Genomic DNA, 26471 nt, shown 5'->3' on the forward strand with positions numbered 1-26471 from the left:
CGGGGGAGGCCGGGGGCTTGGGCGGCTCGGGCGTCTTGGCGGCCGGGGGAGGGACGGGGTCGGGATCAGGCTGCGGCGCGGCGGCGGCTCCGCCGGGGTCCGGATCGGGCGAGGGCTGAGCCGCCGCCTGTGGCCGGGGGATCGGCGGGAAGGGGGTCAGGTCAACGACGATCGGCTCCGACACATCGGGGACGGGCGCGCCCGACATCGCCGTCAGCAGGGCAGGCAGGAGGGCGAGATGGGCCGCGACGCTGACCGCCACGCCCAGCCAGAGACGGCGGGATTGACGTGGTCTGGCGGAACCGTGATCCCGGGAACGGAAAGAGGATCCGTGCATTCGGCAGTCACACCATGCCCGGGTGTCAGCAAATGGGCGAGATTTGTTCAACGGCGCGCGCCGGTTTGCTTACGGTGAAGCTGACATGATCTGGCCTGATACCGGTCATCACGTCGCCTTTCCTGACGGTCTAGCTGGCGTCGCGCGCAATGACTGGGGTCGCGCCCCGGTGACATGGAGATACCAATTTGACTCGTCTGAAAATCAGCTCGGCCAAACTGAGGACCGTTGTTATGGCCGGTTCGGCCATCGCTCTCGGCTTCGCGGCCACCGGCTGCGCCAGCCACAAGTTCGTGCGTGAGAACGTGGCCGTCGTCGACGCCCGCGTGGACGCCACCGACCAGCGTGTCGCCCAGGTCGAAGGCACGGCGGGCGAGGCGCTGCAGCGCGCCACCGACGCCCACAAGCTGGCCGAGGGCAAGTTCCTGTATCAGGTCGTGCTGTCTGACGATTCCGTGAAGTTCCCGACCAACGCCCACGAGCTGTCGCCCGAGGCGCAGCAGCGTCTGGCCGAGCTGGCCCAGCGGCTGAAGGCCGAGAACCGCAACGTCTATCTGGAAATCCAGGGCCACACCGACGCCACGGGCGCCCCGGCCTATAACGAGGAGCTGGGCGAGCAGAGGGCCGAGGCCGTGCGTCGCTATCTGAGCCGCGACGGCATCGCCCTGAACCGGATGTCGACGATTTCCTATGGCGCCGAAGCCCCGGTGGCGCCGAACGACACCCGCGAGGGCCGGGCGCAGAACCGCCGCGTGGCGATCGTCGTCCTGACCTGATGATGCGGCGGCCGTCTCGGTGAGAGGCGGCCGCCGGTCCTGACCCTGAATGATTTGACCTGAGGCGTCCGGTCCGCGATGGAGCATCCATGACCGACGCAAAGCCTCAACCCAAGTTCATCACCGCCCCCCTTACCCGCCGCCCTGACGCCGCCCTGAACGGGCTGGAACAGGTGATCGAGGCGGCGATGGAAGATCCCCAGCACTGGCGGGCCTTCGAGGCCCTGTTGCCGCGTGTGGACCTTTACATCTCGCCCGAAGGCGAGGCGGCCAAGGAGGCGATCGCGGCGGCCAAGCAGGGCGGCGGGATGCGGGTCCTGAGATCCGAAGACCATCTCGAACTGCGCGGCATCGTGCTGGAGGACGGACGGACGGCCGCCGTCGTCTTCACCGATCCGCAGCGGCTGACGGGGCTGTGGAGCGACCTGCCAATCGTCGGGATGAACGCCCTGGCCCTGCTCAAGCTGTGGCGCGACCGGCCGGTGCTGCTGAACCCGGGTTCGCCACGCGCCTTCCTGTTCGAGATCGAGGATGTGGCGGCCCTTATCGCCGCGGGCGACGCCCATGCCGCGGCGGGTCGGACCACGTCGGGACCGGTCAGCGGCAAGGTGACGCTGAGCCCGCCCGAGCGCGTGCCGGAGCTGCTGCTGCAACGACTGGTCCAGGCCTTCGGGCCGGTGGGCGGATCGGGCGTCACGGCGGCCTGGCTGGCCCGCGCACGCTGGCAGGCGGCGGGCCAGCAGGGCTGGTTCCTGGACTTCCGCACCAGCCGTCCGTCCGACGAGATCCGCGCCATGGTGCAGCGGGCCGTGACCGGGGTCGGGTTCGGCGACGAGACCCTGGACATCTCGGTGGCGCCGTCGGGCGGCGCCGACGGGGTCGGCATCCGCTTCATCTAGGAGACCTGACGATGGCCAGACCCGACGCCCCGATGAGACTGGCCGTGCTGATCGACGCCGAGAACGCCTCGTCGCGCATCGCCGAGGTCCTGTTCACCGAGATCGCCACCCTGGGCGAGGCCAGCGCGCGGCGGATATACGGCGATGCGGCCAGCCCGGCCCTGAGGGGCTGGACCGACGTCCTGGCCCGCTGGGCGATCCAGTGGCAGCAGAATTTCCAGAACACCAAGGGCAAGAATTCGGGCGACATCGCCCTGGTCATCGATGCGATGGACCTGCTGCATTCGGGCCGGTTCGACGGCTTCTGTCTGGTGTCTTCGGACAGTGACTTCACCCGACTGGCGTCACGCATTCGGGAGGAGGGGGTGGACGTCTATGGCTTCGGAGAGCGGAAGACGCCCGAGAGCTTCCGTCAGGCCTGCACCCGCTTCATCTATACCGAGAATCTGACGGCGCCGGTCGCGGCGACGGGGCCGGGCGTGGCGGCGGATGTTCCATCCGAACCGGTCGCCGGGCGACGCAAACCCTCCGAGGCCGCGCCCCTGATCCGCACGGCCATCGGCGACATGGACGAGGACGGCGACGGCTGGGTGCCGGTGGGGGGCATCGGGAACCGGCTGAGGAACGCCTATCCCGACTTCGACCAGCGTTCCTATGGTCACGCCAAGCTGTCCGACCTGATCCGCGCCACCGGCAAGTTCGATGTCGAGGTCGGCGCGGGCGGGTCGATGCGGGTCCGGGCGAAGCGGTAGCCGTTCACCTTGGCCGGGCGGCGTCCGGTCAGGCCGCCGGACCGTCCAGCGTGGCCATGTCGATGACGAAGCGATAGCGAACGTCGGATTTCTCCATGCGGTCGAAGGCGTGGTTGATCTCGTCCATGCGGATCATCTCGACGTCGGGCAGGATGTTCTTCTCAGCGCAGAAATCGAGCATCTCCTGGGTCTCGCGGATGCCGCCGATGGGCGAGCCGGAGACGCGGCGACGGGCCAGCAGCAGGGGCAGGGTGGACAGCTCCTCCATCGGGCCCAACTGCCCGACGATGACCAGGGTGCCGTCGATGTCGAGCAGCGGCATGTAGGGGTTGAGGTCGTGCTTGACCGGGACCGTGTCGATGATCAGGTCCAGGCTGTTCGCCGCCGCCGTCATCGCCGCCTTGTCGGACGAGACCAGCAGTTCATGCGCGCCCAGCTCCTTGGCGTCGGCCTCCTTGTCGGCGGTGCGGCTCAATACGACGACGTGGGCGCCCAGACCCACGGCCAGCTTGACCGCCATATGGCCGAGACCGCCCAGGCCGATGACGCCGACGCGGCTGCCTTCCTTGACGCCCCAGGTCTTCAGCGGCGACCAGGTCGTGATGCCGGCGCACAGCAGGGGCGCGGCTGCGGCAGGATCGAGGCCCTCGGGCATGCGCAGCACGAACTCCTCGCGCACCACCAGATCCTTCGAATAGCCGCCATAGGTCGGCTCGCCCGTGATCCGGTCGCGGCCGTTATAGGTCTGGGTATTGCCGTGGCGGCAGAGCTGCTCCTCGCCCTTGTCGCACTGGTCGCAGTGCTGGCAGGAGTCGACCATGCAGCCGACGGCGACGCGGTCGCCCGCCTTGAATTTCTTCACGTCCGGGCCGACCGCAGTGACGACGCCGACGATCTCGTGGCCCGGCACGACCGGATAGGAGGACCAGCCCCAGTCGTTGCGCGCCTGGTGCAGGTCGGAGTGGCAGACGCCACAATACTGAATCTGCATCTGGACGTCGTTGGCGCGCAGCTCTCGCCGATCGAACGCCCACGGGGCCAGCGGCGAGGTCGTGGATTGAGCGGCGTAACCGATGGTCTTCATGGGGCGGTCCTTGAAACGACACAGGCGGACCGGCGTGTCCGCAGGCTTCGACGAGAGCGCCAAACTACGCCGCGACAGGATCGGCGATTAGTCGCTATAGGTCGCATGATCCTATGAATGGAGGTCATGAATGAAGCGGGACGAGCTGGGCGATCTGGCCGCCTTCCTGGCCGTGGCCGAGGAACGCAGCTTCACCCGCGCGGCGGCGAAGATCGGCCTCTCGCAATCGGCGCTCAGCCACACGATCCGGAGGCTGGAGGCGCGACTGGGCCTGCGCCTGTTGACCCGCACGACGCGGAGCGTCTCGCCGACAGAGGCGGGCGAACGGCTGGTCGAGACCCTGCGCCCGGCTTTTGACGGGATCGAGGCGCGGATCGACGCCCTGAGCGACCTGCGCGACCGCCCGGCCGGGACCATCCGCATCACCTCGGGCGAGCATGCCGCCCACACCCTGCTGTGGCCCGCGCTGGAGCGGTTCCTGCCCCTCTATCCCGACGTCACGGTAGAGATCGCCACCGACTACCGCCTGATCGACCTGGCCGAGGGGCGGTTCGACGCCGGGGTAAGGCTGGGCGAACATCTGTCGGACGACATAATCGCCGTGCCGATCGGACCGCAAACCCGGCTGATGGTCGTCGGCTCCCCCGCCTATTTCGCCGACCGGCCGATCCCCGTGACGCCGGACGACCTGACGGCCCACGCCTGCATCAACCTGCGTTTGCCGACGCGCGGCGGCCTCTATGTCTGGGAGTTCGAGAAGGACGGGCGGGCGCAGAACATGCGCGTGGACGGGCCGCTGGTGATCAACGACATGGTCCTGATGCTGCGGGGCGCGCTGGCCGGCTTGGGCCTCGGCATCGTCATGGAGGACCAGGTGACCGACCACATCGCCGAGGGACGTCTGATCCAGGTGCTGGCCGACTGGACGCCGCCGTTTGCGGGCTATCACCTCTATTATCCCAGTCGTCGCCAGCCGACCTCGGCCTTCTCCCTGCTGGTCGAGACCCTGAGGTATCGGCCGGATCGGCCGGGCCAGGGGCGGACCGACATTACCGTCTCGTAACTGTCCGTGGGCGGCGGGGCTGATAGGGTCGGCGCACATCGTTCCGCCGGAGTCCGCCATGCGCCGTTCGCTTCTGTCCCACAGCCTGATGATCGGCTGCTCCCTGATGGTTCTGGCGGGGGCCGCAACGGCGCAGACTGCGGCGCCGGCGGCGGAGCCGGGGGTCAGTCTGGAGGCCCTGACGCCGCCGCCGCTGAAGTTCACCCACCGGACCCTGGGCAACGGGCTGAACGTCTATGCGATGCCGGACGCGACCTCGGGCACGGTGACCATCCAGGTCTGGTACGACGTGGGAGGCAAGGACGATCCGCAGGGGCGGTCCGGGTTCGCCCATCTGTTCGAACACATCCTGAGCCGCAAGACGGTCAATATCCCCTACGGCGGGATCTCGACCATGGTCGAGAACGCGGGCGGGTCGCGCAACGCCTCCACGGGTCAGGACTACACCAACTACTACGAGACCGTGCCGCCCCAGTATCTGGAGACGATGCTGTGGACCCACGCCGAGCGGATGGCACGGCCGGTCGTCGATCAGGCCGTGTTCGACGCCGAGCGGTCGATCGTGAAGGAGGAACTGCGCCAGCGCGTCTATGCCCCGCCCTATGGCCGGCTGGGCGTCTTCGTGATCGGCGACAACGCCTATGACGATCACATCTATCGCCGTCAGGTCATCGGCTCGATCGAGGAGCTGGATTCCGCGACCCTGCCCGACGCCCTGGCCTTCCACGAGGCCTACTACCGGCCGGCGACGGCGACCCTGATCGTGTCGGGCAATTTCGATCCGGCCCAGCTGGACCGCTGGGTGGACCAATATTTCGGGGCCATTCCGGCGCCCGAACGGCCCCTGCCAAAGTTCGAGCGGCCGCCGTTCGTGAAGCGGACCTCGCCGAGATCGGCGACGGCCTGGGCGCCGAACGTGCCGCTGCCGGCGGTGGCGGCCATCTATCAGGGGGCGCCGGCGTCCGACCCGGATGCGGCGGCGCTTGAGGTGCTGTCGGCCATCCTGTCGCGCGGCGAGAGCAGCCGCCTCTATCAGGCCCTGGTCTATGACAAGCAGGTCGCCGCCTCGGCCGGGCTGGGATCCCGCGCCGAGGAGGAGGGCGGTTCCATCGTCGCCCAGGTGACGGTGGCCCAGGGCAAGACGGTCGAGGAGGCCGAGGCGGCGCTGAACGCCGAGCTGGAGCGCATTCGCAATGCCCCTGTGACGGAGGCCGAACTGGCCGAGGCCAAGACCGAGTTGCTGGCCCAGGACCTGAGGGGACGCGAGACGGCGTCGGGCCGCGCCTTCCTCCTGGGGTCGGCCCTGGTCGACAGCCATGACCCCACCGCTCCGGACAGGCGGGTCGGTGAGATCAAGGCGGTGACCGCGGCGGATGTCCAACGGGTGGCGCGGACCTATCTGGACGAGAACGCCCGGGTCTCGGTGCGCTATCTCGACGAGAGCCAGAAGCCGGAGGGAACGACCGACGCCCAGGCCGAGGCCGCGTGGCGAAACCCGACGCCGGTCCCGACCTTCGTCAGCGTGCCGCCCGCGCAACTGCCGCCCAACCAGCTTCTGCCCGAGGGTCAGCGCCAGGCCGCCCCGATGCCGGGTCCGGCGCGGGAGATGCGGGCTCCGGTCTTCGCCGAGCGGACCCTGTCGAACGGGCTTCGGGTCATCGTGGCGAAGTCGACGGACCTGCCGATCATGAACGCCCAACTCGTCATCGGCGGAGGTCCATCTGCAGACCCGGCTGATCGCCCCGGCCTCGCGACCATGGCCGGTGATCTGGCCATCCAGGGCGCCGGCGGTCGTACGGCGCCGCAGATCGCCGAGGCCTTGGAGCGACTGGGAGCCAATATCGGTGGCGGCGGAGGTTCGGACGCGACCACGCTGTTCGTTGCGGCGCCGATCGCTTCCGCTGTCGAGGTCGGCAAGGTCTTCGCGGATGTGATTCAACGGCCAACCTATGCGGTTGAGGAGGTCGAACGGTCGAGGGTGCGAAGTCTCGGCTCGTTGCGGGTCGCCCTGCGCAATCCCAGTTTTCTGGCCACCCAGGTCATGTACCGCGTCGCCTTCGGAGATGCGCCTTATGGCGCGCCTGCAAGCGGGACTGTTGCGGCCTGGGAAGCCGTCACCGCTGAGGAGATCCGGGCTTTCCACACTCGCTGGTGGCGGCCCGACAACGCGGCCCTGATCATTACCGGCGGCATGACGGCGGAGGAGGGCTTCGCCTTCGCCGAGAAGACCCTGGGCGACTGGGCCAGGCCGGAGGGACCGGTTCCGACCGTGACGGGCAGGGCGGGAACGGCGGTCCTGCCGCCACGCGTGGTGGTGGTGGATCTGCCGGGTTCCGGCCAGGCGGCGGTGACGGCGGCGGTGCGAGGGCCGAAGCGGTCCGACGCCGTCTACTATCCGCTGGCGGTGGCCAATGCGGTGATCGGCGGTGGCCAGAACGGTCACCTGTTCCAGGAGGTGCGGGCCAAGCGGGGGCTGAGCTACGGCGCCTATTCCAGCCTGAACGCCATGGTGGACGGCGGCCTGCTGTCGGCCTCGACCCAGACCAAGAACGAGAGCGCAGTCGAGGTGGTCGATCTGGTTCTGGCCGAACTGGACCGGCTGGTGACCGAGCCGGTGAGCGAGCAGGACACGGTGGATCGGGAGACCTTCCTGACCGGCGGCTTCTCGCGCTCGATCGAGACGACCGGCGGGCTGGGCGGCTTCCTGGCCCAGGCGGTGACACAGGGCCTGCCGCTGGACGAGAGCACGGCCTATGCGGCGAAGATCGAGGCCACGACGCCCGAAAGCCTGCAGGCGGCGGCGCGGGCCACGCTCGGGTCGGACCGGGCCTATGTGGTGGTGGTCGGGGACAGCAGGATGTTCATCGACGGCCTGCGCGCCAAACACCCGGACCTGACCTTGATCCCGGCAGCGTCGCTGGATCTGGGGAACGCCGCGCTGGGGCAGTAGGGGGGCGGCTTCAGCGCCAGCCCCTCACCCTTGAGCGCAAGGACGACGGCTTCGTCGCCGTGCGCTCAAGCCCTCTCCCGATGGGAGAGGGAGGAAGTGGCTTGACTCATTTCGATAATTAGCTAATCATCACATCATGAGTTCGGTGTTCAAGGCCCTGTCCGATCCGACGCGCCGCAAGGTGCTTCACCTGCTGCGGCAGGGGCCGATGAGCGCGGGCGAACTCAGCGACCGGTTCGACGTGTCCAAGCCGACGATGTCCGCACATTTCGCGGTACTGAAGGAGGCGGATCTGGTGCACGCCGAGAAGGTGGGGAAGTCGGTCATCTATCACCTGAAGCTGTCGGTGCTCGAAGAGGCGCTGTTGGGCTTCGTCCATTCGTTCGGCCTCGGCGCGGAGACGCCGGGCCAAGAGGAAGAGACAGCGAAATGAACAAGGAAATCATGGGCTCCCTGGCCTGGGGCGTCGGGATCGTGGTTCTGGCCCTGGCGGCGACGGGCGCGCGTAAGCTGGGTTACATCGACGGCGACATGGTCAACCGGATCGTGCTGGGGGCCACCGGCCTGATGGTCGCGGCTTTCGGCAACCGTATTCCCAAGACCTTCACCCCGTCCGCCGGGGCGCGGAAGGCCCAGAGGGTGGCGGCCTGGTCGATGGTGATCAGCGGCCTGATCTATGCGGGTCTGTGGGCCTTCGCCCCGTTCCAGACGGCCGTCATCGGCGGCTGCGCGGCCATCCTGATCGGGATGGCCGTGACCTTCGGCTACTGCCTGATGCTGAAGAACCGGGCGAAGGCGGCCGGATAGGGCGTTGTTCCGGGCGGGGATTACCTCGCCCGGAAGGCCTTGATCGCCTCGACGGTCGAACGGACCTGAGCCTCGATGCCGGTCCAGTCGCCGGCCTTCACGGCCGCGTCGGTGACCAGTTTGGAGCCCATGCCCGCCGCGACGATGCCCGCACCGAACCATTTGGCGATGGAGGCCTCGTCCGGGTCGACGCCGCCGGTCGGCATGATCTTGGTCCAGGGCATGGGGCCAATCACCGCCTTGACGAAGTCGGGTCCGCCGACGCTGGCGCCCGGGAACAGCTTGACCACCTCGCAGCCCAGTTCATGGGCGTTGCCGATGTCGGTCACCGAGCCGCAGCCGGGGAAGTAGGCGGTCATGCGACGGTTGCAGACCCGGGCCACGTCGGGAACCAGGCAGGGGCTGACCACGAAACGCGCGCCGCGATTGAGGAAGAGGGCCGCCGTGCCCGCATCCACCACCGAACCGATGCCCAGGATGATGTCGGGGTCGGTGCGCTGAAGCTCTCTCGCCAGATCGCCGAACAGGTCGCAGGCGAAGTCGCCGCGATTGGTGAACTCCACCACCGGCGCCCCGCCGCGGGCGCAGGCGCGGATCACGTTCAGACAGACCTCCGGGTCCGAATGATAGAAGACGGGCGCCACGCCCTGGCTCTCGAGGGCGTTCAGGACGGTCAGGCGATCGTGGCGCATCTCAACTCCGCTCATCCCCACGAAGGCGGGGACCCAGTTCTGTTGGCAGGACCGGTCGGGCCGGTGGTCCGCCCTGCTTATCCCAGCGACCGGTGAATGCCAAAGCACTGGGTCCCCGCTTTCGCCGGGATGAGCGGAACTTATTGTTTCACCCTCTCCACGATCCGCCTCACCAGCCCGCTGTCCGCATCCGCGAGCGGGTCCAGGACGGTGAAGTGGTTCAGGCCGTCCAGCGCCTCGAACCGGGTCTCGACGCCTTTGGAGGCCCAGAGGTCGGCCATGGCGCGGGACTGGCGGATGAACTCGGCGGTTTCGGCGGCGCCGACGATGCAGTCCAGGCTCGTGCCGCCGGGCGCGCCGCCGTTGGGCGGGGGCCAGTAGATCGGGGACAGGGCGCGGGCGGTCAGGGCGTCGAGGCCCAGCGCCGTGTTCAGGCTGGTCGGGATCAGGGGCTCCAGATCGAAGACGCCGGAGATGGCCAGGGCGCCGGAGGCTCGGCCCTCGGACAGCAGACAGGCCGCCAGATGGCCGCCGGCGGAATGGCCGAAGACGAAGGGGCGGGCGCCGGTGCTGGCTTTGAGCAGGTCGGCGACGGCGCGCATCTGATGCACGATCCGGCTCAGGCTGACCTCGGGGCAGAGGTCGTAGGAGGGGATGGCGACGCTGATCCCTTGAGCCAGCAGGGGCGGGGCGATCCAGCTGAACCACCCCTTGTCCAGCGCCTGCCAGTAGCCGCCGTGGATGAAGACGGCGACGGGGGCGTCGGGGGCGGCCTCCCACAGGTCCATGACCTCGCGCGGGCGGTCGCCGTAGGCCAGTTCGAGGGGAGGGCGGGCCACGCGGGCGGTCTCCGCCTCGGCCTTCCAGCGGGCCATGACGACCGGGTGGTCGGGCACGGCGGCGCGGTTGTTGTACTGCGGTTCAAGATCGATGGGGTTACCGGTCACGCGCGCATCCGCTAGGAAACCCTCCGAACCGTTCGGGAGCCGCCGCCATGATGACCGCCATCTTCGTCTTCATCAAATGCGAGCTGGGCTTCGCCAATGATGTGGCGGCCGACATCGTGGACAATGTCGAACATGTCTCGGAGGTCTATTCGACCTCGGGCCAGCACGACCTGCTGGCCAAGTTCCAGCTGCCGCGCGATCTGGACATCGGCACCTTCGTGACGAAACAGGTCCAGACGCGGGCCCATGTGCGCGACACCTTCACGGTGATCACGTTCAGCCCGTTCTTGCCCTCGAAGTAGAGGCGGGTTTCGAGGTCGCCGCCTTGGCGCGCGCCGGGCGGCCCTCGTCGCGGGCCTCTTCGGCCTCGTCGTCGTCGCCGACCTTTTCCTCGACGCTGGCGGAGAAGCGCTGGTAGGCGCCCAGGCCGACCAGGACGAGCACGGATCCGACCAGCAGTCCGGTCGGATAGACCAGCTGGGCCACGTCCTCCCGCGCCGTCTTGAAGACCACGACCAGGGTTTCGAGGAACAGGGCGATGACGATGGTGGACAGGAACTTGGTCAGGCTCCGGCGCGCCTCGGCGGCGCTGCGTTTCTCGTTGCCGCGCCGCACCTCGTCCTCGAACAGGTATTTGGCCACGTCGAAGACGGCGATGGCCACGATGACGTAGCCGAGCACGTCGAGAATGGCGTCCGCGCCCGAGGCGTCGGGGGCGGCGAAGGCCTTGACCGCATCGGCCAGGCCGAAGCCGACCAGGGCCACGGCCAGGACCATCAGAAGCAGGCTGGCCAGGGCGAAGACCGCCCGGGTGACATAGGACATGGGAACGGCTCCGCTTGGGTCGCCGGGTAACGTGTCGGGGCCGAAGAATGTTGCATTTCGGCCGCCGCAGGTGACGCTACGTCAGCCAGAATCCCTGCTATCTTGACGCTAACGCACGCGTAAACCAGCGGCACGAGGAGACGCCATGTCCGATCTGGAAACCTTCCGCGCCGAGACGCGCGCCTGGCTGGAGGCGAACTGCCCTCCCGAGGTGCGCGGGCCGCTGGACAATGAGGAAGACCGCGTCTGGGGCGGTCGCAACCCGACCTTCAAGACCCCGGCCCACAAGCTCTGGATGGAGCGGATGGGAGCCAGGGGCTGGACGGCGCCCGAGTGGCCGGTTGAATACGGCGGCGGCGGGCTGAGCCGCGAGGAGGCCAAGGTGCTGGCGTCCGAACTGCGGCGCATCGACGCCCAGATGGCCCTGTCGAGCTTCGGCATCTGGATGCTGGGCCCGGCCCTGCTGCAGTTCGGGACGGAAGAGCAGAAGAAGAAGTTCCTGCCGCCGATCGTGCGCGGCGAGATCCGGTGGTGCCAAGGTTATTCCGAGCCGGGCGCCGGGTCCGACCTGGCCAATGTGCAGACCCGGGCCGTCGATCAGGGCGACCACTGGATCGTCAACGGTCAGAAGATCTGGACCTCATACGCCGACAAGGCCGACTGGATCTTCTGTCTGGTGCGGACGGACCCGGAGGCGCCCAAGCATCTGGGCATTTCCTTCGTCCTGTTCGACATGGCGACGCCGGGGGTGACGACCAAGCCGATCACCCTGATCAGCGGCAAGAGCCCGTTCTGCGAGACCTTCTTCGACGATGTGCGGGTGGAGAAGGAGAACCTGGTCGGGACGCTGAACCGGGGCTGGGACGTGGCCAAGGCGCTGCTGGCGCACGAGCGGACCATGATCGGCGGCATGGGCGGCATCGGCGGCGGACGGCCGCTGGGCCAGGTCGCGGGCGACAGCGTGGGGGTAGACGCCGAGGGCCGTCTGGACGACCCGATGCTGAGGGCCAGGATCGCCGAGCTGGACGTCGATCTGATGGCCTTTGGTCTCTCGATGGAGCGGGTCGGGGACCAGCACAAGGCGCGGCAGGCTCATCCGGCCATGGCCTCGATGCTGAAATACTATGGGTCGGAACTGAACAAGCGCCGCCACGAACTGTCGATGGCGGCGGGCGGATCGGACGCCCTGGAGTGGGAGAGCGACCGTTCGCACAAGGGCACGCCCGCCCGCGACTGGCTGCGCACCAAGGCCAATTCGATCGAGGGCGGGACCAGCGAGGTCCAGCTGAACATCATCGCCAAGCATATTCTGCAACTGCCGGGAGCCTGAGCCCTTGCCCCTGATCCTGACCGAAGAGCAGACCATGCTGAAGGAGGCCGCCGACGGCTTCCTGAGCGAGAACGCGCCGATCGCGCACCTGAGGAAGCTGAGGGACGAGCGCGATCCCGATGGGGTGTCGCGCGACCTGTGGCGCCAGTTCGGCGAGATGGGGTTCGCGGGGGTGATCATCCCCGAGGACCACGGCGGCTCGGGTCTCGGTCCGGTCGAGGCGGGGGTGCTGGCCGAGGCGCTCGGCCGGACGTTGACGCCGTCGCCCTTCATGGGGTCGGGGGTGCTGTCGGCGAAGGTGCTGGTCGAGGCGGGATCGGATGCGCAGAAGTCCGCCTGGCTGCCGCGCATCGCGGCGGGGGAGGCGATCCTGTCCCTGGCGGTGGACGAGGGGGCCAAGCACCGTCCCGACGCCATAGCCACCACGGCCGAGCGATCGGGCAACGGCTTCCGGCTGAACGGGGCCAAGGGTTTCGTGCTGGACGGGCACGTGGCGGATGCGCTGATCGTCGCTGCGAGCACGGAAGAGGGTCTGACCCTGTTCCTGGTCGATCCGAAGACGGCGGGGGTCGAGATCGAACGCACCGTCATGGTCGACGCCCACAACGCGGCCCGCGTCGTTCTGACCGATGTTCAGGTGGACGCCGACGCCGTGATCGGTTCGGTCGGGGGCGGGAAGCCGGCGCTCGATGCGGCCCTGGACCTCGGCCGGGCCTGCACGGCGGCCATGCTGAACGGGGCGGGGGATCAGGCCTTCCAGATCACGCTCGACTACCTGCGCACCCGCAAGCAGTTCGGCAAGCTGATCGGCGAGTTCCAGGCGCTACAGCACCGGGCGGCCCACCTATATACCGAGATCGAACTGGCCCGCGCCGCCGTCATCGGCGCCCTGCAAAGGCTGGAGGCCGGGAAGGATCCGAAGGGGCTGGCCGTTTCGGTCGCCAAGGCCAAGGCGGGGAAGGTCGCCGAACTGGCGGTGCAGGAGGCGGTGCAGATGCACGGCGGCGTCGGCATGACCGACGAGTTCGACGTCGGCCTGTTCATGAAGCGGGTGCGGGTGCTGAACGAGTTCGGCGGCGACGCGGCCTTCCATCAGGAAAAGGTGGCGCGGGCGCAGGGATACTGACATTCTGCGATCATGCAGATGCTGGCCCTGATCGCTGTCGCTACGGGCGCGCTCTCGTCGAGCGGGCCGATCATCGAGTCGCCGTCCTGGTCGCGGACGCCGACGGCGGAGGAGTTCTCGCTCGGGCGGCGGACGGGTCTCCCGCCGGAGGGCGCGGTCACCTTGTCCTGCATGGTGCGGGCAGATGGCCTGCTGGAAGCCTGTGTTGTCGAGTCGGTGGCGCCGGCGCAAAGCCGTCTTGACGAGGAGGCGCTGCGGCTCACGCAATACTATCGTCATAAGCCCCGCTTTTGGGATGGCCGCCCCGTCGTCGGCGCGAAGGTGCGATTCACGATCCGCTGGCGGGACCAGCCTTAGAGCCTGAGGCTGCCCCCTCATCCCTCATCCCTCCGATCAAGTCGCAGGGCTGCCACCTTCTCCCCTGAGAGGAGACAGGGTAGATCGGGCGCAAGGGAGACAGGCATGACGCTGAACAGCGCACGATACCAGACCGGCTTCGGCAATCATTTCGCGACGGAGGCGGCGCCCGGCGCCCTGCCGGAGGGGCGGAATTCGCCGCAGCGGCATCCGCTGGGGCTCTATGCGGAACAGCTGTCGGGAACGGCCTTCACGGCGCCGCGCGTCGAGAACCGGCGGTCGTGGCTGTATCGTTTGCGGCCCTCGGCCCAGCATCCGGCCTATCGGCCGTTCGATCAGGGTTTGGTGAGGTCCGGGCCGTTCAACGAAGCGCCGCCCAGTCCGAACCGGATGCGCTGGGACCCCCTGCCGATGCCGGAGGCCCCGACCGACTGGGTCGAGGGGCTGGTCACCTACGGCGGCAATGGCGATCCGGAGGCGGGCGTCGGGACGGGCATCCACCTGTATGCCGCCAACCGGTCGATGGTGGATCGCGTCTTCTACTGCGCCGACGGCGAGCTGCTGATCGTGCCGCAGTCGGGCGAGCATCTGTTCGTCACCGAGATGGGTCGGATCGAGGCGGCGCCCGGCCATGTGGTCGTAGTTCCGCGTGGCGTGCGGTTCCGGGTCGAATGTGAGGGGGCGATCCGGGGCTATGTCTGCGAGAACTATGGGGCGCCGTTCCGCCTGCCGGATCTGGGGCCGATCGGGTCGAACGGCCTGGCCAATCCGCGCGACTTCGAGACCCCGGTCGCCGCCTTCGAGGACGTGGATCGGCCGACCGAATGCGTCCAGAAATACGGCGGGCGGCTGTGGGTCACGACCTTCGATCACTCGCCGCTGGACGTGGTCGGGTGGCATGGAAACCTGGCGCCGTACCGCTATGACACGGCGCGGTTCAACACCATCGGCACGGTCAGTTTCGACCATCCGGACCCCTCGATCTTCACGGTGCTGACATCGCCCAGCGACACGCCGGGGACGGCGAACTGCGACTTCGTGATCTTTCCGCCGCGCTGGATGGTGGCCGAACAGACCTTCCGCCCGCCCTGGTTCCACCGGAACGTGATGAGCGAGTTCATGGGTCTGGTGACCGGGGAATACGACGCCAAGGAGGGCGGGTTCGCCCCGGGCGGCGCCAGTCTGCACAACTGCATGAGCGGCCACGGGCCGGATCAGGCCAGCTATGACAAGGCGGTCACGGCGGACCTGAAGCCGGTGAAGATCACCGACACCCTGGCCTTCATGTTCGAGACGCGCATGCCGATCCGGACCACTGAATGGGCGCAATCCAGCCCGACGATGCAGCTCGACTACGACGACGTCTGGACGGGCTTCGCAAAAGGAAGAGTAGAATGAAGTTTCGCACGATCGCCGTGGCCGCAGCGGCCCTGATGGCCCTCGCCGCCTGTGCGCCCAAGGCCGTGGAGACGGGCGCCGAGAACGCGGTCCAGACTCCGACGGCGGCCGATTGCGCCGCGCGCGGCGGGACGATGCAGGCGGTGGGCCGGGCTCAGACGATGCAGTGCGTGGTGAAATACGCCGACGCGGGCAAGCGCTGCACCACAGGATCGGACTGCGCGGGCGATTGCCGGGTCGAGAGCACGCCCTTCCCGGCGGCGGGCGCGGCGGCGGTGGGCGTCTGTCAGGCCGACAGCCGGCCGTTCGGGTGCTACGCCCGGATCGAGGGCGGCAAGGCGACCCCGGCGATCTGCGTGGACTGAGGCTTCGGCCGTAGGGTGGGCCCATCTTGCCTCATGCGTTCGGCGTCGTGAGCGGGTAGAAGGCGGCGATGCTGCGCCTGTCCGAAGTCAAACTGCCCCTCGACCACCCGCCGGAGGCCCTGCCGGCCGCGATCGCCGCGCGTCTGGGCGTGCCGTCGCACGACCTGAAATCCTGGTCGGTGTGGAAGCGGGCGCATGATGCGAGGAAGAAGTCGGCGATCCTGAAGGTCTATATCCTCGACGTCGAGGTGGCGGACGAGGCGGCCGTGCTGGCGCGGTTCAAGGACGACCCGCATGTGAAGCCGACGCCGGACGTGGCCTATCGGCATGTGGCCACGGCGCCGAAAGATATGCGTCTCAGGCCCGTCGTGATCGGGGCCGGGCCGTGCGGTCTGTTCGCCGGGCTGATCCTCGCCGAGATGGGGTTCAAACCCATCATCCTGGACCGGGGCAAGGTGGTCCGCGAGCGAACCAAGGACACCTGGGAGCTGTGGCGCAAGAGCAAGCTGCACCCCGAATCCAACGTCCAGTTCGGCGAGGGCGGGGCCGGCACCTTCTCCGACGGCAAGCTCTACAGCCAGATCAAGGATCCGCGCTTTCTGGCCCGCAAGGTGCTGACCGAATTCGTCGCGGCAGGGGCGCCCGAGGAGATCCTGACCGAGGCCCATCCGCACATCGGCACCTTCCGTCTGGTGACCATGGTCGAGGCCATGCGCGAGAAGATCGAGGCCCTGGGCGGGGAATACCGGTTCGAGCATCGGGTGGTGGACGTCGAGCTGGATCAGGGACGGCTGCGGGGTCTGCATCTGCACACCGGCGAGTTCCTGGAGGCCGACCATGTGGTCTTCGCCATCGGCCATTCGTCGCGCGACACCTTCCAGACCCTGTACGACCGGGGCGTTCATATCGAGGCCAAGCCCTTCTCGATCGGCTTCCGCATCGAACATCCGCAGTCGTGGATCGACCGGGCCCTGTTCGGGCCGTGCGCCGGGCATCCGGATCTGGGGGCGGCGGCCTATTCCCTGTCGCATCACTGTTCGAACGGTCGGACGGTCTACAGCTTCTGCATGTGTCCGGGCGGGACGGTGGTGGCGGCGACCAGCGAGCCGGGCCGGGTCGTGACCAACGGCATGAGCCAGTATTCGCGCAATGAGCGCAACGCCAACTCCGGCTTCGTGGTCGGCATCTCGCCCGAGGATTACGGCAGCGACCACCCACTGGCCGGGATAGAACTGCAGCGCGATCTGGAGACCCGGGCCTATGTGGCGGGCGGCGGCGACTATTTCGCGCCGGGCCAGCTGGTCGGCGACTTCCTGGCGGGCCGCGCTTCGACGGCGCTGGGCGAGGTGGAGCCCAGCTACAGGCCGGGGGTGCGGCCGACCGACCTGGCGCCCCTGATGCCGGAGTATGTGATCGCCGCCATGCGCGAGGCCCTGCCCGTCTTCGGCCGCAAGATCCCCCGCTATGACGACGCCCAGGCGGTGCTGACGGGGGTGGAGACGCGGAGTTCGTCGCCGATCCGCATGACCCGCGGCGCCGACTTCCAGAGCCTGAACGTGCGCGGCCTGTTCCCGGCGGGCGAGGGCGCCGGCTATGCGGGCGGCATCCTCTCGGCGGCCGTGGACGGGATCAAGGTTGCGGAGGCGGTGGCGCGGTCGATGGCGGGGGAGGCGGCGGGGTAGGCGGGAGCCATCCCCCACCTCCAGCGTTCCACGGCTTCGCTTGTTCGAGACGCCATGTCCGCCGCTCTTCCCGCCTTCACCGCCAGACTGATCGACCGTTTCCGCAAGCGCCGGACCTGGCGCGACCGGTTTCCGCGTCTGCATGAGGCGCTGGAGGCGTCGTCGCGGTTCGGGTTCGCGGCCAATGGGTTCGTCTATCTGTCGGTCGGGATCCTGATGCTGGCCGCGGCCATCGGCATGAGGGGCGAGGCGGTCGATCCGCACGGGGTTCTCTATGTGCTGGCCCAGCAGCCGTTCGGGCGGCTGTGGCTGGTGCTGATCGGGGCGGGGCTGTGGGCCTTCGTCGGTTGGCGGGTGCTGCAGGCGGTGTTCGACGTCGATCACGAGGGGTCGGACCTGAAGGGCTGGGCCGCGCGGGCGGGGCAGGCGGCCAGCGGCCTGGCCTACGGCGTGCTGGCGTCCGGGGTGTTCGAGCTGCTGGACGAGGTCGGGCCCAACATGGGCGCCGAGCAACTGGCGGAAAATCAGGAGAAGGCGTCGATCCTGCTGGGCCTGCCATTCGGCGGGGCGGCCCTGATCGTCATCGGCCTGATCATCGCGGGCGTCGGGCTCGGCAATATCGTGATGGGGATGGTCAACGACTTCGGCGCCACCCTGGTCTGTTCCAAGGCCGTGTGCCGGTGGGTCTTGCCGCTGGCGCGGGTGGGCTATGCGGCGCGGGGGCTGGCCTATCTGCCTCTGGCCCTGTTCGTGACCCTGGCCGGGTATCGGGCGCAGTCGGATCGGGTGGAGACCTTCGGCACGGCGCTGGAGGCGCTTGAGCGACAGCCGGGCGGGGCGATCATGCTGGGGCTGACGGCGGGCGGACTGATCGCCTTCGGCCTCTATGCCTTCGTCGAGGCGCGGTTCCGACGCATCCGCGTGCCGAAGGACCTGTCGCCCTAACGCCGTCGTACGGCTCTGGCGCAACCCATGAAAAAGCCCCCGCCGATCGCTCGGCGGGGGCCGTTCCGGTGAGGCAGACGCCTCTTACTGGCGGGTCGGGGTGTTGGCGGTGGTCATGCCGCCGTCGGCGTTACCGGCCCGTTGTTCGATCTGGTCGGCCTTGCGGTCGGCGGCCTGCTCGACGCGGTCAGCCTCGGCGTTGAGGGCCTTTTCCTGGGCCTCGTTCGGGGTCGCGGCGGCCTGGGCTTCAAGAGCGTCGGCGCGGGCTTCGCCCTGGGCTTCGACGGCGTCGGCCTGCTTTTCAGCGGCCTTGTCGGCGGCGCTTTCGCCACAGGCGGCGAGACCGGCGAAGGCGAAGGTCGCGGCGGTGGCGATGATCAGTTAACGCTTGGTGTTTCCTCCATTTTGTAAATGAGGAAACGCCGCCGGACCGAAAGGGTTCACGCCGCCGTGAGCAAAGCGTGAGCCGTCAGCCCTTTTCCAGATCGGCGAAGGCCACGCGCGCAGCGCCCAGCAGGGCCGCGTGCTTGTGCAGGATCACCCGCGTCGGGATGGCCTGCATATACTCCTGGAAACGGCCCTTGCGCTCGAAGCGGCGGCGGAAGGGGCTCGCCTGGAGGAAGGGCAGGATGCGCGGGGCGATGCCGCCGGCGATATAGACCCCGCCGCGCGCCCCGGTGGTCAGGGCGATGTCCCCGGCCACGGCGCCGAGGATGGCGCAGAAGCGGGCCAGGGTGGCGCCGCAGGGGCTGTTGGGATGCTCCAGCGCCGTCTTGGTGATCTCGGCCGGGTCGTCGATGTGGGTCTCGCGCCCGTCGATCTCGGCCAGGGCGCGGTGCATGTTCAGGAGGCCCGGACCGCAGATCAGGCGCTCGATGGAGACGCGGTCGTAGCGGCGGCGAAGGATGCGGAGGATTTCGTCCTCGACCTCGTCGCCGGGGGGGAAGCAGGCGTGGCCGCCCTCGCTGGGCATGGCCATTTCACCGCCGCGTCCGTCGCGCACCAGGGCCGAGACGCCGAAGCCGGTGCCCGGGCCCAGCACCGCGATGGCGCTGTCGGGGTCGCCTTCCTCCGGCCCGCCCAGATCGCCCAGCTGGTCGGCGCCGACGACCGGCGCGCCCCAGGCCAGGGCCTCGAAGTCGTTGATGAGGCGCACGGGATTGAGGCCCAGGGTCTGGAGCTCGCTTTCGGACACGCGCCAGGGCGAGTTGGTCAGGTCGATCTCGCCGTCGGTGACGGGGCCGGCCACGGCGATGACGCCGCCGGTCGGCTTGACGTCACAGCCGTCGATGAAGGCCTTCACCCCCTCGAGGAAGGTCGGATAGGTCTCGGCCGGGAAGCTGTCGTGATGCTCCAGCGTCGGCTTCGCCCCGCCTTTTGAGTCGGGCGCCATATGGGCCAGGGCGAAGCGGGCGTTGGTGCCGCCGACGTCGCCGACGAGCAGGGTCTTGTCCCAGGCGATGGTCATAGTTGAACCTTACTGAGGAAGCTGATGGACGCGGTTGCCCTTCTCCCCTTGTGGGAGAAGGTGGCTCGCGAAGCGAGACGGATGAGGGGGCTGCTCGATCCAGAAGCTGTCGGCCGACATTCCGTTTGCTGACACACACCCCTCATCCGGCCCTCCGGGCCACCTTCTCCCACAAGGGGAGAAGGGGAATATGGCGTTGTTCTCATGCGTCCACGGTCCGGTCGACGATATTGGGTTCGGGCGGGGTGTCGGCGTGTCCGGCGGCGCCGGCGTTGATCGCGGCCAGCGGCGGGAAGCAGACGGTGGCGCCTTCCTCGGCGGTCGAGACCACCTGACGGAAGGATCCGAACAGCTCGCGGCCATAGCCCCAGGACGAGCCCTCGGCATGGATGGTCGAGCGTTGCGCGGCCGGGCGGGTCGAGATGTCGCCCGCGTCGATCGTGGTCAGGAGCCCGGCCTCGGCGTCGAGGCGGATGATGTCCCCGTCCTGCACATGGGCCAGGGGGCCGCCCGCGAGGGCCTCGGGTGACACGTGAATGGCGGCGGGGGTCTTGCCGCTTGCGCCGGACATGCGGCCGTCGGTGACGAGGGCGACCTTGAAGCCCTTGTCCTGAAGCACGCCGAGGGCGGGGGACAGTGAGTGAAGTTCGGGCATCCCGTTGGCCTTCGGCCCCTGGAAGCGCAGGACGACGATGACGTCGCGGTCCAGCTGTCCGGCCTTGAAGGCGGCGAGAACGTCTTCCTGGGCTTCGAAGACGGCGGCGGGAGCCTGGACGATGCGGTTCTCGGGCTTGACCGCCGAGACCTTGATGACGGCGCGGCCGAGGTCGCCCTTGACCAGACGAAGACCGCCCTCCTTGTCGAACGGGTCCGAGGCAGGGCGGAGGATGGTCGTGTCGAGGCTTTCGGCGACACCGTCGCGCCAGACCAGTTCGCCGTCAATCAGGGACGGCTCCTGGAAATAATGGTGGATGCCGGGCCCGGCGATGGTGGTCACGTCGGAATGGATATGGCCGGCTTGGGCCAGTTCGCGGGCCACGAAGGCGACGCCGCCGGCGGCCTGGAAGGCGTTCACGTCGGCCGAGCCGTTGGGATAGACGCGGGCCAGAAGCGGGGTGACCGAGGACAGTTCGTCCATGTCGGTCCAGTCGATCAGAACCCCCGCCGCACGCGCCATGGCGACCAGATGGATGGCGTGGTTGGTCGAGCCGCCGGTCGCCAGGAGGGCCACGATCATGTTGACGATCGACTTCTCGTCCACGACGTCGGCCATGCGGGCCTCGCCCGAGCGGGCCAGTTCGACGGCGCGTTTGGCCGCCGCCGCTGTCAGGGCGTCGCGCAGGCCGGTGTCCGGGTGGGCGAAGGCGGTGGACGGCAGGTGCAGGCCGCCCAGCTCCATCATCATCTGGTTGGAGTTGGCCGTGCCGTAGAAGGTGCAGGTGCCGGGCGAATGGTAGGAGCCGATCTCGCTGGCCAGAAGGACGTCGCGGCCGACGAGGCCTTGCGCGAACTCGGCGCGGACGCGGGCCTTTTCCGCATTGGGGATGCCCGAGGGCATGGGCCCGGCGGGGGCGAAGACGACGGGCAGATGGCCGAAGGCGAGGGCGCCCATGAAGAGGCCGGGCACGATCTTGTCGCAGACGCCCAGCATCAGACCGGCGTCGAAGGCGTCGTGGGTCAGGGCGACGCCGACCGACATGGCGATGACGTCGCGGCTGAACAGGCTGAGCTCCATGCCCGGACGGCCCTGGGTGACGCCGTCGCACATGGCGGGGGTGCCGCCCGCGACCTGGGCCGTGGCGCCGACCTCTCGCACCGCCTGACGCACCACGCCGGGATAGCGTTCGAACGGCTGGTGGGCCGAGAGCATGTCGTTATAGGCGGTGACGATGCCGAGGTTGGGTTTTGACCCGTCCATCGCCGTCAGCTTGTCGGCCAGGGTCTGGCCGGCGAAGGCGTGGGCCCAGTTGGCGCAGGACAGTTTGGCCCGGCCGGCGCCGCTGTCACGCGCGGCGTCCATGCGGCGGATATAGTCGGCGCGGGTGACCTTCGAGCGCTCGGCGATGCGGGCGGTGACGGCGGCGACGACGGGGTGCAACTGGGCCATGATCTAAGCCTCCGTCCAGACGACTTCGAGGGGGACGTTCGCCGCGATGAGGGCGGCGATGGGCTGGACGGCGGGATCGCCCTGGGCCTCGCGTTCGAAGACGTCGCGCTTGGCCGCGCCCTTGAGCGCCAGGATCACGCGACCCGCCTGCATGAGATAGGGCAGGTTGATCGACAGGCGCTCGATCGTGGGGGCCAGGCCGTCGCGGCCGTGGGGGACCCCCAGAACGGTCGGCTTGAGCGTCGGGGTGAGCAGGGTCTTCAGGGTCGGGCTTTCGGGGAACATGGAACAGATATGGCCATCCTCCCCCATGCCGAGAAGGACCGCGTCGAAACGGCGGCCGTCGAGTTCCGCTTCGAGGGTGCGCGCCGCCAAAAGCGCGGCGCGGTCTACCGTGACAGTTGAGTGGAACAGCGGGAGGAAGACGGCGTCTGCTGCCGGGCCGACCAGAAGGGTCTGCTTCAACAGCGCCGCGTTCGACTGCGCGTCGGTTTCAGGGACGTAGCGCTCATCGACCAGAGTCACGAAGGTATGCTGCCAGTCCTGCCGGGAACGCAGGGCCGAAAGCCGCTGATAGATCGGCGTCGGAGTGGAGCCGCCCGACCCGGCGAACACCGACCAGCCCTTGTGAGACTGGGCGCCGTCTTCAAGCGCCTGGGCCAGGCGGGCGGCGATGTCGTCGGCCCAGGCGTCAGCGGTGGGGAGGGTGATGATTGGCGTCATTCTAGCACTCACACCTTCCGTCATCCTCGGGCTTGACCCGAGGATCGGAGGCGGACCCGAAGCCGGTGTCGAATGTCACCGCACCGATGCGCGGAACGCCCGGCCCTCGGGTCAAGCCCGTGGGTGACGGAAGGGAGGGGGGAGCGGTGATGATGTCACGCATCGGTCGTGTTCCAGGCCCGGCCGGTGCGTTCCAGCAGGTAGTCGGCCTCGGGCGGGCCCCAGGAGCCGGGGGCGTATTCGATGGGTTTGACGTGGCCGTCGGTCCAGGCCTCGGAGACCTCGTCGACCCACTTCCACGCCTGTTCGGCCTCGTCGCGGCGGACGAACAGGGTCGAGTCGCCGTTCAGGGCGTCGAGCAGCAGCCGCTCATAGGCGATGCGGCGGCGAGGCGGGGTCTCGTCCTTGCCGCGGAAGCCCCAGGTCAGGCTCATCTTGATCGGCTGGAGCTGCATGCGGGCGTCCAGACCGGCCTTCTTGTTCATCACCGTCAGGGAGATGTCTTCCTCGGGCTGCAGCTCGATGACCATGCGGTTGGCCTCGATCTCGCCCCGGTCGCCCGCGCCGAAGATGGAGTGGGGCAGGGGCTTGAACTGGATGACGATCTCGGTGCGCTTCTCTGGCAGCCGCTTGCCGGTGCGCATGAAGAAGGGCACCCCCGCCCAGCGCCAGTTGTCGATGTCGGCCCGGATGGCGACGAAGGTCTCGGTTTCGGAGTCCAGACCGCGTTCCTCGTCATAGCCCTTGACGGTCTCGCCCTCGAACGGGCCGCCGACATACTGCCCGCGCACGGTGACCCGTTCGGCCTCCTCGTGGGTGATGGGGCGCAGCGAGCGGAGAACCTTCACCTTCTCGTTGCGCACCGACTCCGGATCGAGATCGCTGGGCGGCTCCATGGCGACCAGGCAGAGCAGCTGGAGCATGTGGTTCTGCAGCATGTCGCGCAGGGCGCCGTACTCGTCATAGTAGGGCCAGCGGTCGCCGACCCCGACCGTCTCGCCGATGGTGATCTGGACGTGGTCGATGTTCTGGGCGTTCCACAGGGGCTCGAACACCGTATTGCCGAAGCGCAGGGCGATCAGGTTCTGGACCGTTTCCTTGCCGAGGTAGTGGTCGATGCGGAAGACCTGATCCTCGTCGAAGGCGTCGGCGACGGCGTTGTCGATCTCCAGGAAGGATTTCAGATCGCGGCCGACCGGCTTTTCCAGCACCACGCGGCAGTTGTCCTCGGCCAGACCCGCCGCCTTCATGGCCGAGACGATGCGGGCGTAGAGGGAGGGGGAGACGGCGAGGAAGGAGGTGACCGGCCCATCGCCGGTCCTGGCTTTCAACGGCTTGAGGCTCTCGGCGCTGGTGGCGTCCACGGCCAGATAGTCGAGGCGGGCCTCCATCCGGGCCCAGGTCGCGGCGTCCCAGACGCCGTCGGGTTCGGCCTTGGATTGGCAGGCGGCGCGGACCTTCTCGACATATTCGTCGCGGCTTTCGTCGGAGCGGGCGGCGCCGATGATCTTCAGATCCTCGGGCAGGCGGCCCTCATGATCGAGAAAATAGAGGGAGGGCAGCAGCATCCGCATGGCCAGATCGCCGCCGCCACCGAACAGCACTAAGGCCGCCATGCTCGCTCCTTCCCATCATGCGGGATCGGAAGACCCCTTTTACCGTGTGTCTTTGGCCGGTCGCGCGCGTTCCGCCAACACGTCCAGCACCGCCTGAAACGACAAGTGACGCGAGCGTAACAGAACCAGCAGGTGATAGATCAAATCCGCAGCCTCGCTGGCCAGTTCCGTGTCCGGACCCGCGACGCCGGCCAGAGCCGTCTCAACTCCCTCTTCGCCGACCTTCTGGGCGAGACGTTTGGGGCCTTCGGCGATCATCCGGGCGGTGTAGCTGACCGAAGGGTCCTCGGAGGCGCGGACGGCGATGGTGCGTTCCAGCGCCGCGATCCGTCCCAGACCCGGGGCGTCGGCGTCGCCGAAGCAGGAGGTGGTTCCCAGATGGCAGGCCGGGCCCATGGGACGGACGGCCAGAACGATCGCATCGCCGTCGCAGTCAGGGGTGATCGAAACGACCGTCTGGCGATTGCCGGAGGTCTCGCCCTTGCGCCAGCGTCCGCCGCGCGAGCGGGAGAAGAAGGTGGCCTCTCCGGATGCGATCGTCTCGTCCAGGGCGGCGCGGTCCATATAGGCGAGGGTCAGGACCTGGAGGGTGTCGGCGTCCTGAACCACGACGGGGATCAGGCCGTCGCCCTTGGCGAAGTCGAGGGTCTCTGGGTCGAGGGTCATATCCGCATCTCCTGCCCCTGCGCGGCGAGGTAGCGTTTCAGGTCGGGAATGGCGATGGCGCCGGTGTGGAAGACGCTGGCGGCCAGGGCGCCGGAGACGTCGGCCTGCTGAAACACATCGCTGAAGTGCGAGGGGGCGCCGGCGCCGCCCGAGGCGACGAGGGGGATGGTCATCCGGGCGCGGGCGGCGGCGAGCTGTTCGACGTCGTAACCGCGCCTGACGCCGTCCTGGTCGATACAGTTGAGGACGATCTCTCCGGCGCCGAGGCCTTGCGCCTCTTCGATCCAGTCGAGGGTGCGCTTGCCCGCGCGGCGGCGGGCGTCGGGGTCGCCGGTGTATTTGTGGACCACCCATTCGCCGTCCTCGAGCCGGCTGTCGACGCCGACGACCACGCACTGGCCGCCGAGGCGTTCGGCCATCTCGGCGATCAGGTCGGGGCGTTCGAGGGCGGGGGAGTTGATCGAGACCTTGTCGGCGCCGTTGTCGAGGCAGCGGGCGGCCTGATCGACGCTGCGGATGCCGCCGGCGACGCAGAAGGGGATGTCGAGCAGGCGGGCGATGTCGCGCACCCAGCCGTAGTCGAGAGTGCGGCCCTCGGGCGAGGCGGTGATGTCGTAGAAGACCAGTTCGTCGGCGCCCTCGTCACGATAGCGGGCGGCCAGTTCGGCAGCGTCGCCCATGTCGGTGTGGCCCACGAACTTCACGCCCTTGACCACCCGGCCGTCCTTGACGTCGAGGCAGGGGATGATGCGACGGGCCGTCATTCGGCGACCGTCTTGATGGCTTCGGCGGCGGTGAACCGGCCCTCGTAAATGGCGCGGCCGACGATGGCGCCGGCGCAGCCGAGGTCGCGGCAGGCGGTCAGGTCATCGAGAGAGGAGACGCCGCCCGAGGCCTGAATCTTCAGGTCGGGGCGACGGCGGCGGGCCTCGGCCAGAAGGTCGAGATTGGGGCCGGTCAGGGCGCCGTCGCGGCCGACGTCGGTGATGAGGACGTGCGTCAGAGTTCCGGCGGGATAGCGATCCAGGGCGGTCCAGAGATCGACGCCCGACGACTGGGTCCAGCCCTTGAGGGCCGGGACGGGGACGCCGTCCTCCAGCTTGATGTCGAAGGCGAGGGTCAGGCGTTCGGCGCCGAGGTCGGCCAGCCAATCGGCGACCTGATCCGGGGCGGTGACGGCGAGGGACCCGACGACGACGCGACTGACCCCGGCGGCCAGAAGGGCGTCCACGTCGGCGCGGGCGCGGACCCCGCCGCCGGACTGGATCTTCACGGCGACGCTGGCGGCCAGTTCGCCGATGAGGCCGTGCTGCATGGCGCGGCCGGCCTCGGCGCCGTCCAGATCGACGACATGGACCCACTCGGCGCCCTCGGCTGCGAACTGGGCGAGGCGGCGGGCGGGCGCGTCGTCATAGCGGGTCACGGCGTCGAACCGGCCGTGCAGCAGGCGGACGCAGGCGCCGTCCTTCAGGTCGATGGCGGGGTAGATCAGCATGTCAAGAAACTCATTGCATCGTCCCTTGGCCGTCATCCTCGGGCTTGACCCGAGGATCGGG

General features: G+C 68.6%; 27 protein-coding genes and 1 pseudogene. 16 read left to right on the top strand and 12 right to left on the bottom strand.

What is annotated here, in order from left to right; genetic code table 11:
* Nucleotides 1-262, bottom strand: a pseudogene (locus ACT6QK_RS06560) (hypothetical protein); the annotation flags it as partial.
* A gap of 308 nt (nucleotides 263-570) precedes the next feature.
* On the opposite strand from ACT6QK_RS06560, the gene ACT6QK_RS06565 reads away from it, so the two are divergent.
* The 3 genes from ACT6QK_RS06565 (at nucleotide 571) to ACT6QK_RS06575 (ending at nucleotide 2764) form a co-directional block, all read left to right on the top strand.
* Complete coding sequence (locus tag ACT6QK_RS06565; protein WP_444597055.1) at nucleotides 571-1113, top strand: OmpA family protein; 543 nt, start codon at nucleotides 571-573, stop codon at nucleotides 1111-1113.
* 89 nt (nucleotides 1114-1202) lie between these two features.
* Entirely contained in the window at nucleotides 1203-2012 is an 810-nt protein-coding gene (locus ACT6QK_RS06570) for an SseB family protein (protein ID WP_444597015.1), read from the top strand.
* Nucleotides 2013-2023: 11 nt separating this feature from the next.
* Entirely contained in the window at nucleotides 2024-2764 is a 741-nt protein-coding gene (locus tag ACT6QK_RS06575; protein ID WP_444597016.1) for an NYN domain-containing protein, read from the top strand.
* Between the two features lie 28 nt (nucleotides 2765-2792).
* Here the strand turns inward: ACT6QK_RS06575 and ACT6QK_RS06580 are convergent, their stop codons facing one another.
* Entirely contained in the window at nucleotides 2793-3848 is a 1056-nt protein-coding gene (locus ACT6QK_RS06580) for an NAD(P)-dependent alcohol dehydrogenase (protein WP_444597017.1), read from the bottom strand.
* 130 nt (nucleotides 3849-3978) lie between these two features.
* Here ACT6QK_RS06580 and ACT6QK_RS06585 point away from each other — a divergent pair, with 130 nt between their 5' ends.
* From ACT6QK_RS06585 to ACT6QK_RS06600, 4 genes are all read left to right on the top strand, one after another.
* Nucleotides 3979-4911, top strand: a complete 933-nt coding sequence (locus ACT6QK_RS06585; RefSeq protein ID WP_444597018.1) for a LysR family transcriptional regulator — start codon at nucleotides 3979-3981, stop codon at nucleotides 4909-4911.
* 58 nt (nucleotides 4912-4969) lie between these two features.
* Nucleotides 4970-7861 carry a M16 family metallopeptidase gene (locus ACT6QK_RS06590; protein ID WP_444597019.1) on the top strand — a complete coding sequence of 964 codons (2892 nt, stop codon included), beginning with the start codon at nucleotides 4970-4972 and terminating at the stop codon, nucleotides 7859-7861.
* Between the two features lie 136 nt (nucleotides 7862-7997).
* Nucleotides 7998-8294, top strand: a complete 297-nt coding sequence (locus tag ACT6QK_RS06595) for an autorepressor SdpR family transcription factor (RefSeq protein WP_444597020.1) — start codon at nucleotides 7998-8000, stop codon at nucleotides 8292-8294.
* Entirely contained in the window at nucleotides 8291-8668 is a 378-nt protein-coding gene (locus ACT6QK_RS06600; protein ID WP_444597021.1) for an ammonium transporter, read from the top strand. Before ACT6QK_RS06595 ends, ACT6QK_RS06600 begins: the two co-directional genes overlap by 4 nt.
* Nucleotides 8669-8688: 20 nt before the next feature.
* Here the strand turns inward: ACT6QK_RS06600 and ACT6QK_RS06605 are convergent, their stop codons facing one another.
* Nucleotides 8689-9360 (bottom strand): bifunctional 4-hydroxy-2-oxoglutarate aldolase/2-dehydro-3-deoxy-phosphogluconate aldolase, encoded by a 672-nt coding sequence (locus tag ACT6QK_RS06605; RefSeq protein WP_444597022.1) that lies wholly within the window; start codon nucleotides 9358-9360, stop codon nucleotides 8689-8691.
* A gap of 140 nt (nucleotides 9361-9500) precedes the next feature.
* Nucleotides 9501-10307 carry an alpha/beta hydrolase gene (locus tag ACT6QK_RS06610; protein ID WP_444597023.1) on the bottom strand — a complete coding sequence of 269 codons (807 nt, stop codon included), beginning with the start codon at nucleotides 10305-10307 and terminating at the stop codon, nucleotides 9501-9503.
* A gap of 47 nt (nucleotides 10308-10354) precedes the next feature.
* Between ACT6QK_RS06610 and ACT6QK_RS06615 the strand changes: the two genes are divergently transcribed.
* Nucleotides 10355-10609 carry an Lrp/AsnC ligand binding domain-containing protein gene (locus ACT6QK_RS06615; protein WP_444597024.1) on the top strand — a complete coding sequence of 85 codons (255 nt, stop codon included), beginning with the start codon at nucleotides 10355-10357 and terminating at the stop codon, nucleotides 10607-10609.
* Here ACT6QK_RS06615 and ACT6QK_RS06620 read toward each other — a convergent pair.
* Nucleotides 10584-11132 (bottom strand): GNAT family acetyltransferase, encoded by a 549-nt coding sequence (locus ACT6QK_RS06620; protein ID WP_444597025.1) that lies wholly within the window; start codon nucleotides 11130-11132, stop codon nucleotides 10584-10586. The genes ACT6QK_RS06615 and ACT6QK_RS06620 overlap by 26 nt on opposite strands.
* Before the next feature lie 145 nt (nucleotides 11133-11277).
* On the opposite strand from ACT6QK_RS06620, the gene ACT6QK_RS06625 reads away from it, so the two are divergent.
* The 8 genes from ACT6QK_RS06625 to ACT6QK_RS06660 all read left to right on the top strand — a co-directional run bounded on the left by ACT6QK_RS06625 (nucleotide 11278) and on the right by ACT6QK_RS06660 (nucleotide 18746).
* Nucleotides 11278-12462 carry an acyl-CoA dehydrogenase family protein gene (locus ACT6QK_RS06625; RefSeq protein WP_444597026.1) on the top strand — a complete coding sequence of 395 codons (1185 nt, stop codon included), beginning with the start codon at nucleotides 11278-11280 and terminating at the stop codon, nucleotides 12460-12462.
* A 4-nt stretch (nucleotides 12463-12466) separates the two neighbouring features.
* Nucleotides 12467-13588, top strand: coding sequence for an acyl-CoA dehydrogenase family protein (locus ACT6QK_RS06630; protein ID WP_444597027.1), 1122 nt, complete (start codon nucleotides 12467-12469; stop codon nucleotides 13586-13588).
* An 18-nt stretch (nucleotides 13589-13606) separates the two neighbouring features.
* Nucleotides 13607-13945 (top strand): TonB family protein, encoded by a 339-nt coding sequence (locus ACT6QK_RS06635; protein WP_444597028.1) that lies wholly within the window; start codon nucleotides 13607-13609, stop codon nucleotides 13943-13945.
* 105 nt (nucleotides 13946-14050) lie between these two features.
* Complete coding sequence (gene hmgA / locus ACT6QK_RS06640; protein ID WP_444597029.1) at nucleotides 14051-15343, top strand: homogentisate 1,2-dioxygenase; 1293 nt, start codon at nucleotides 14051-14053, stop codon at nucleotides 15341-15343.
* The gene (locus ACT6QK_RS06645; protein WP_444597030.1) at nucleotides 15340-15708 is read left to right on the top strand and encodes a hypothetical protein; all 369 of its coding nucleotides are present in this window, start codon (nucleotides 15340-15342) and stop codon (nucleotides 15706-15708) included. Before hmgA ends, ACT6QK_RS06645 begins: the two co-directional genes overlap by 4 nt.
* Nucleotides 15709-15776: 68 nt before the next feature.
* A complete protein-coding gene (locus tag ACT6QK_RS06650) occupies nucleotides 15777-17390 on the top strand; it encodes an NAD(P)/FAD-dependent oxidoreductase (RefSeq protein WP_444597031.1) in 1614 nt (537 codons plus the stop codon).
* A 54-nt stretch (nucleotides 17391-17444) separates the two neighbouring features.
* On the top strand, nucleotides 17445-18335 hold the full coding sequence (locus tag ACT6QK_RS06655) for a DUF1206 domain-containing protein (RefSeq protein WP_444597032.1): 891 nt from the start codon (nucleotides 17445-17447) through the stop codon (nucleotides 18333-18335).
* A 141-nt stretch (nucleotides 18336-18476) separates the two neighbouring features.
* A complete protein-coding gene (locus tag ACT6QK_RS06660) occupies nucleotides 18477-18746 on the top strand; it encodes a hypothetical protein (protein ID WP_444597033.1) in 270 nt (89 codons plus the stop codon).
* A gap of 58 nt (nucleotides 18747-18804) precedes the next feature.
* Here the strand turns inward: ACT6QK_RS06660 and glk are convergent, their stop codons facing one another.
* From glk to ACT6QK_RS06695, 7 genes are all read right to left on the bottom strand, one after another.
* Complete coding sequence (glk, locus tag ACT6QK_RS06665; RefSeq protein WP_444597034.1) at nucleotides 18805-19803, bottom strand: glucokinase; 999 nt, start codon at nucleotides 19801-19803, stop codon at nucleotides 18805-18807.
* Nucleotides 19804-20005: 202 nt separating this feature from the next.
* Nucleotides 20006-21910 (bottom strand): phosphogluconate dehydratase, encoded by a 1905-nt coding sequence (gene edd, locus ACT6QK_RS06670; RefSeq protein WP_444597035.1) that lies wholly within the window; start codon nucleotides 21908-21910, stop codon nucleotides 20006-20008.
* 3 nt (nucleotides 21911-21913) lie between these two features.
* Nucleotides 21914-22633, bottom strand: coding sequence for a 6-phosphogluconolactonase (gene pgl / locus ACT6QK_RS06675; RefSeq protein ID WP_444597036.1), 720 nt, complete (start codon nucleotides 22631-22633; stop codon nucleotides 21914-21916).
* Nucleotides 22634-22788: 155 nt separating this feature from the next.
* Nucleotides 22789-24249: a glucose-6-phosphate dehydrogenase gene (gene zwf, locus ACT6QK_RS06680; protein WP_444597037.1), complete on the bottom strand. Its 1461-nt coding sequence runs from the start codon at nucleotides 24247-24249 to the stop codon at nucleotides 22789-22791.
* Between the two features lie 39 nt (nucleotides 24250-24288).
* A complete protein-coding gene (hisIE, locus tag ACT6QK_RS06685) occupies nucleotides 24289-24915 on the bottom strand; it encodes a bifunctional phosphoribosyl-AMP cyclohydrolase/phosphoribosyl-ATP diphosphatase HisIE (protein WP_444597038.1) in 627 nt (208 codons plus the stop codon).
* Nucleotides 24912-25679 carry an imidazole glycerol phosphate synthase subunit HisF gene (gene hisF, locus ACT6QK_RS06690; protein ID WP_444597039.1) on the bottom strand — a complete coding sequence of 256 codons (768 nt, stop codon included), beginning with the start codon at nucleotides 25677-25679 and terminating at the stop codon, nucleotides 24912-24914. Before hisF ends, hisIE begins: the two co-directional genes overlap by 4 nt.
* Nucleotides 25676-26410, bottom strand: coding sequence for a 1-(5-phosphoribosyl)-5-[(5-phosphoribosylamino)methylideneamino]imidazole-4-carboxamide isomerase (locus ACT6QK_RS06695; protein ID WP_444597040.1), 735 nt, complete (start codon nucleotides 26408-26410; stop codon nucleotides 25676-25678). The genes hisF and ACT6QK_RS06695 overlap by 4 nt, the downstream gene beginning before the upstream one ends.
* Nucleotides 26411-26471: the final 61 nt, after the last annotated feature.

Source organism: Brevundimonas sp., from assembly GCF_052436175.1.
Lineage (GTDB): Bacteria > Pseudomonadota > Alphaproteobacteria > Caulobacterales > Caulobacteraceae > Brevundimonas.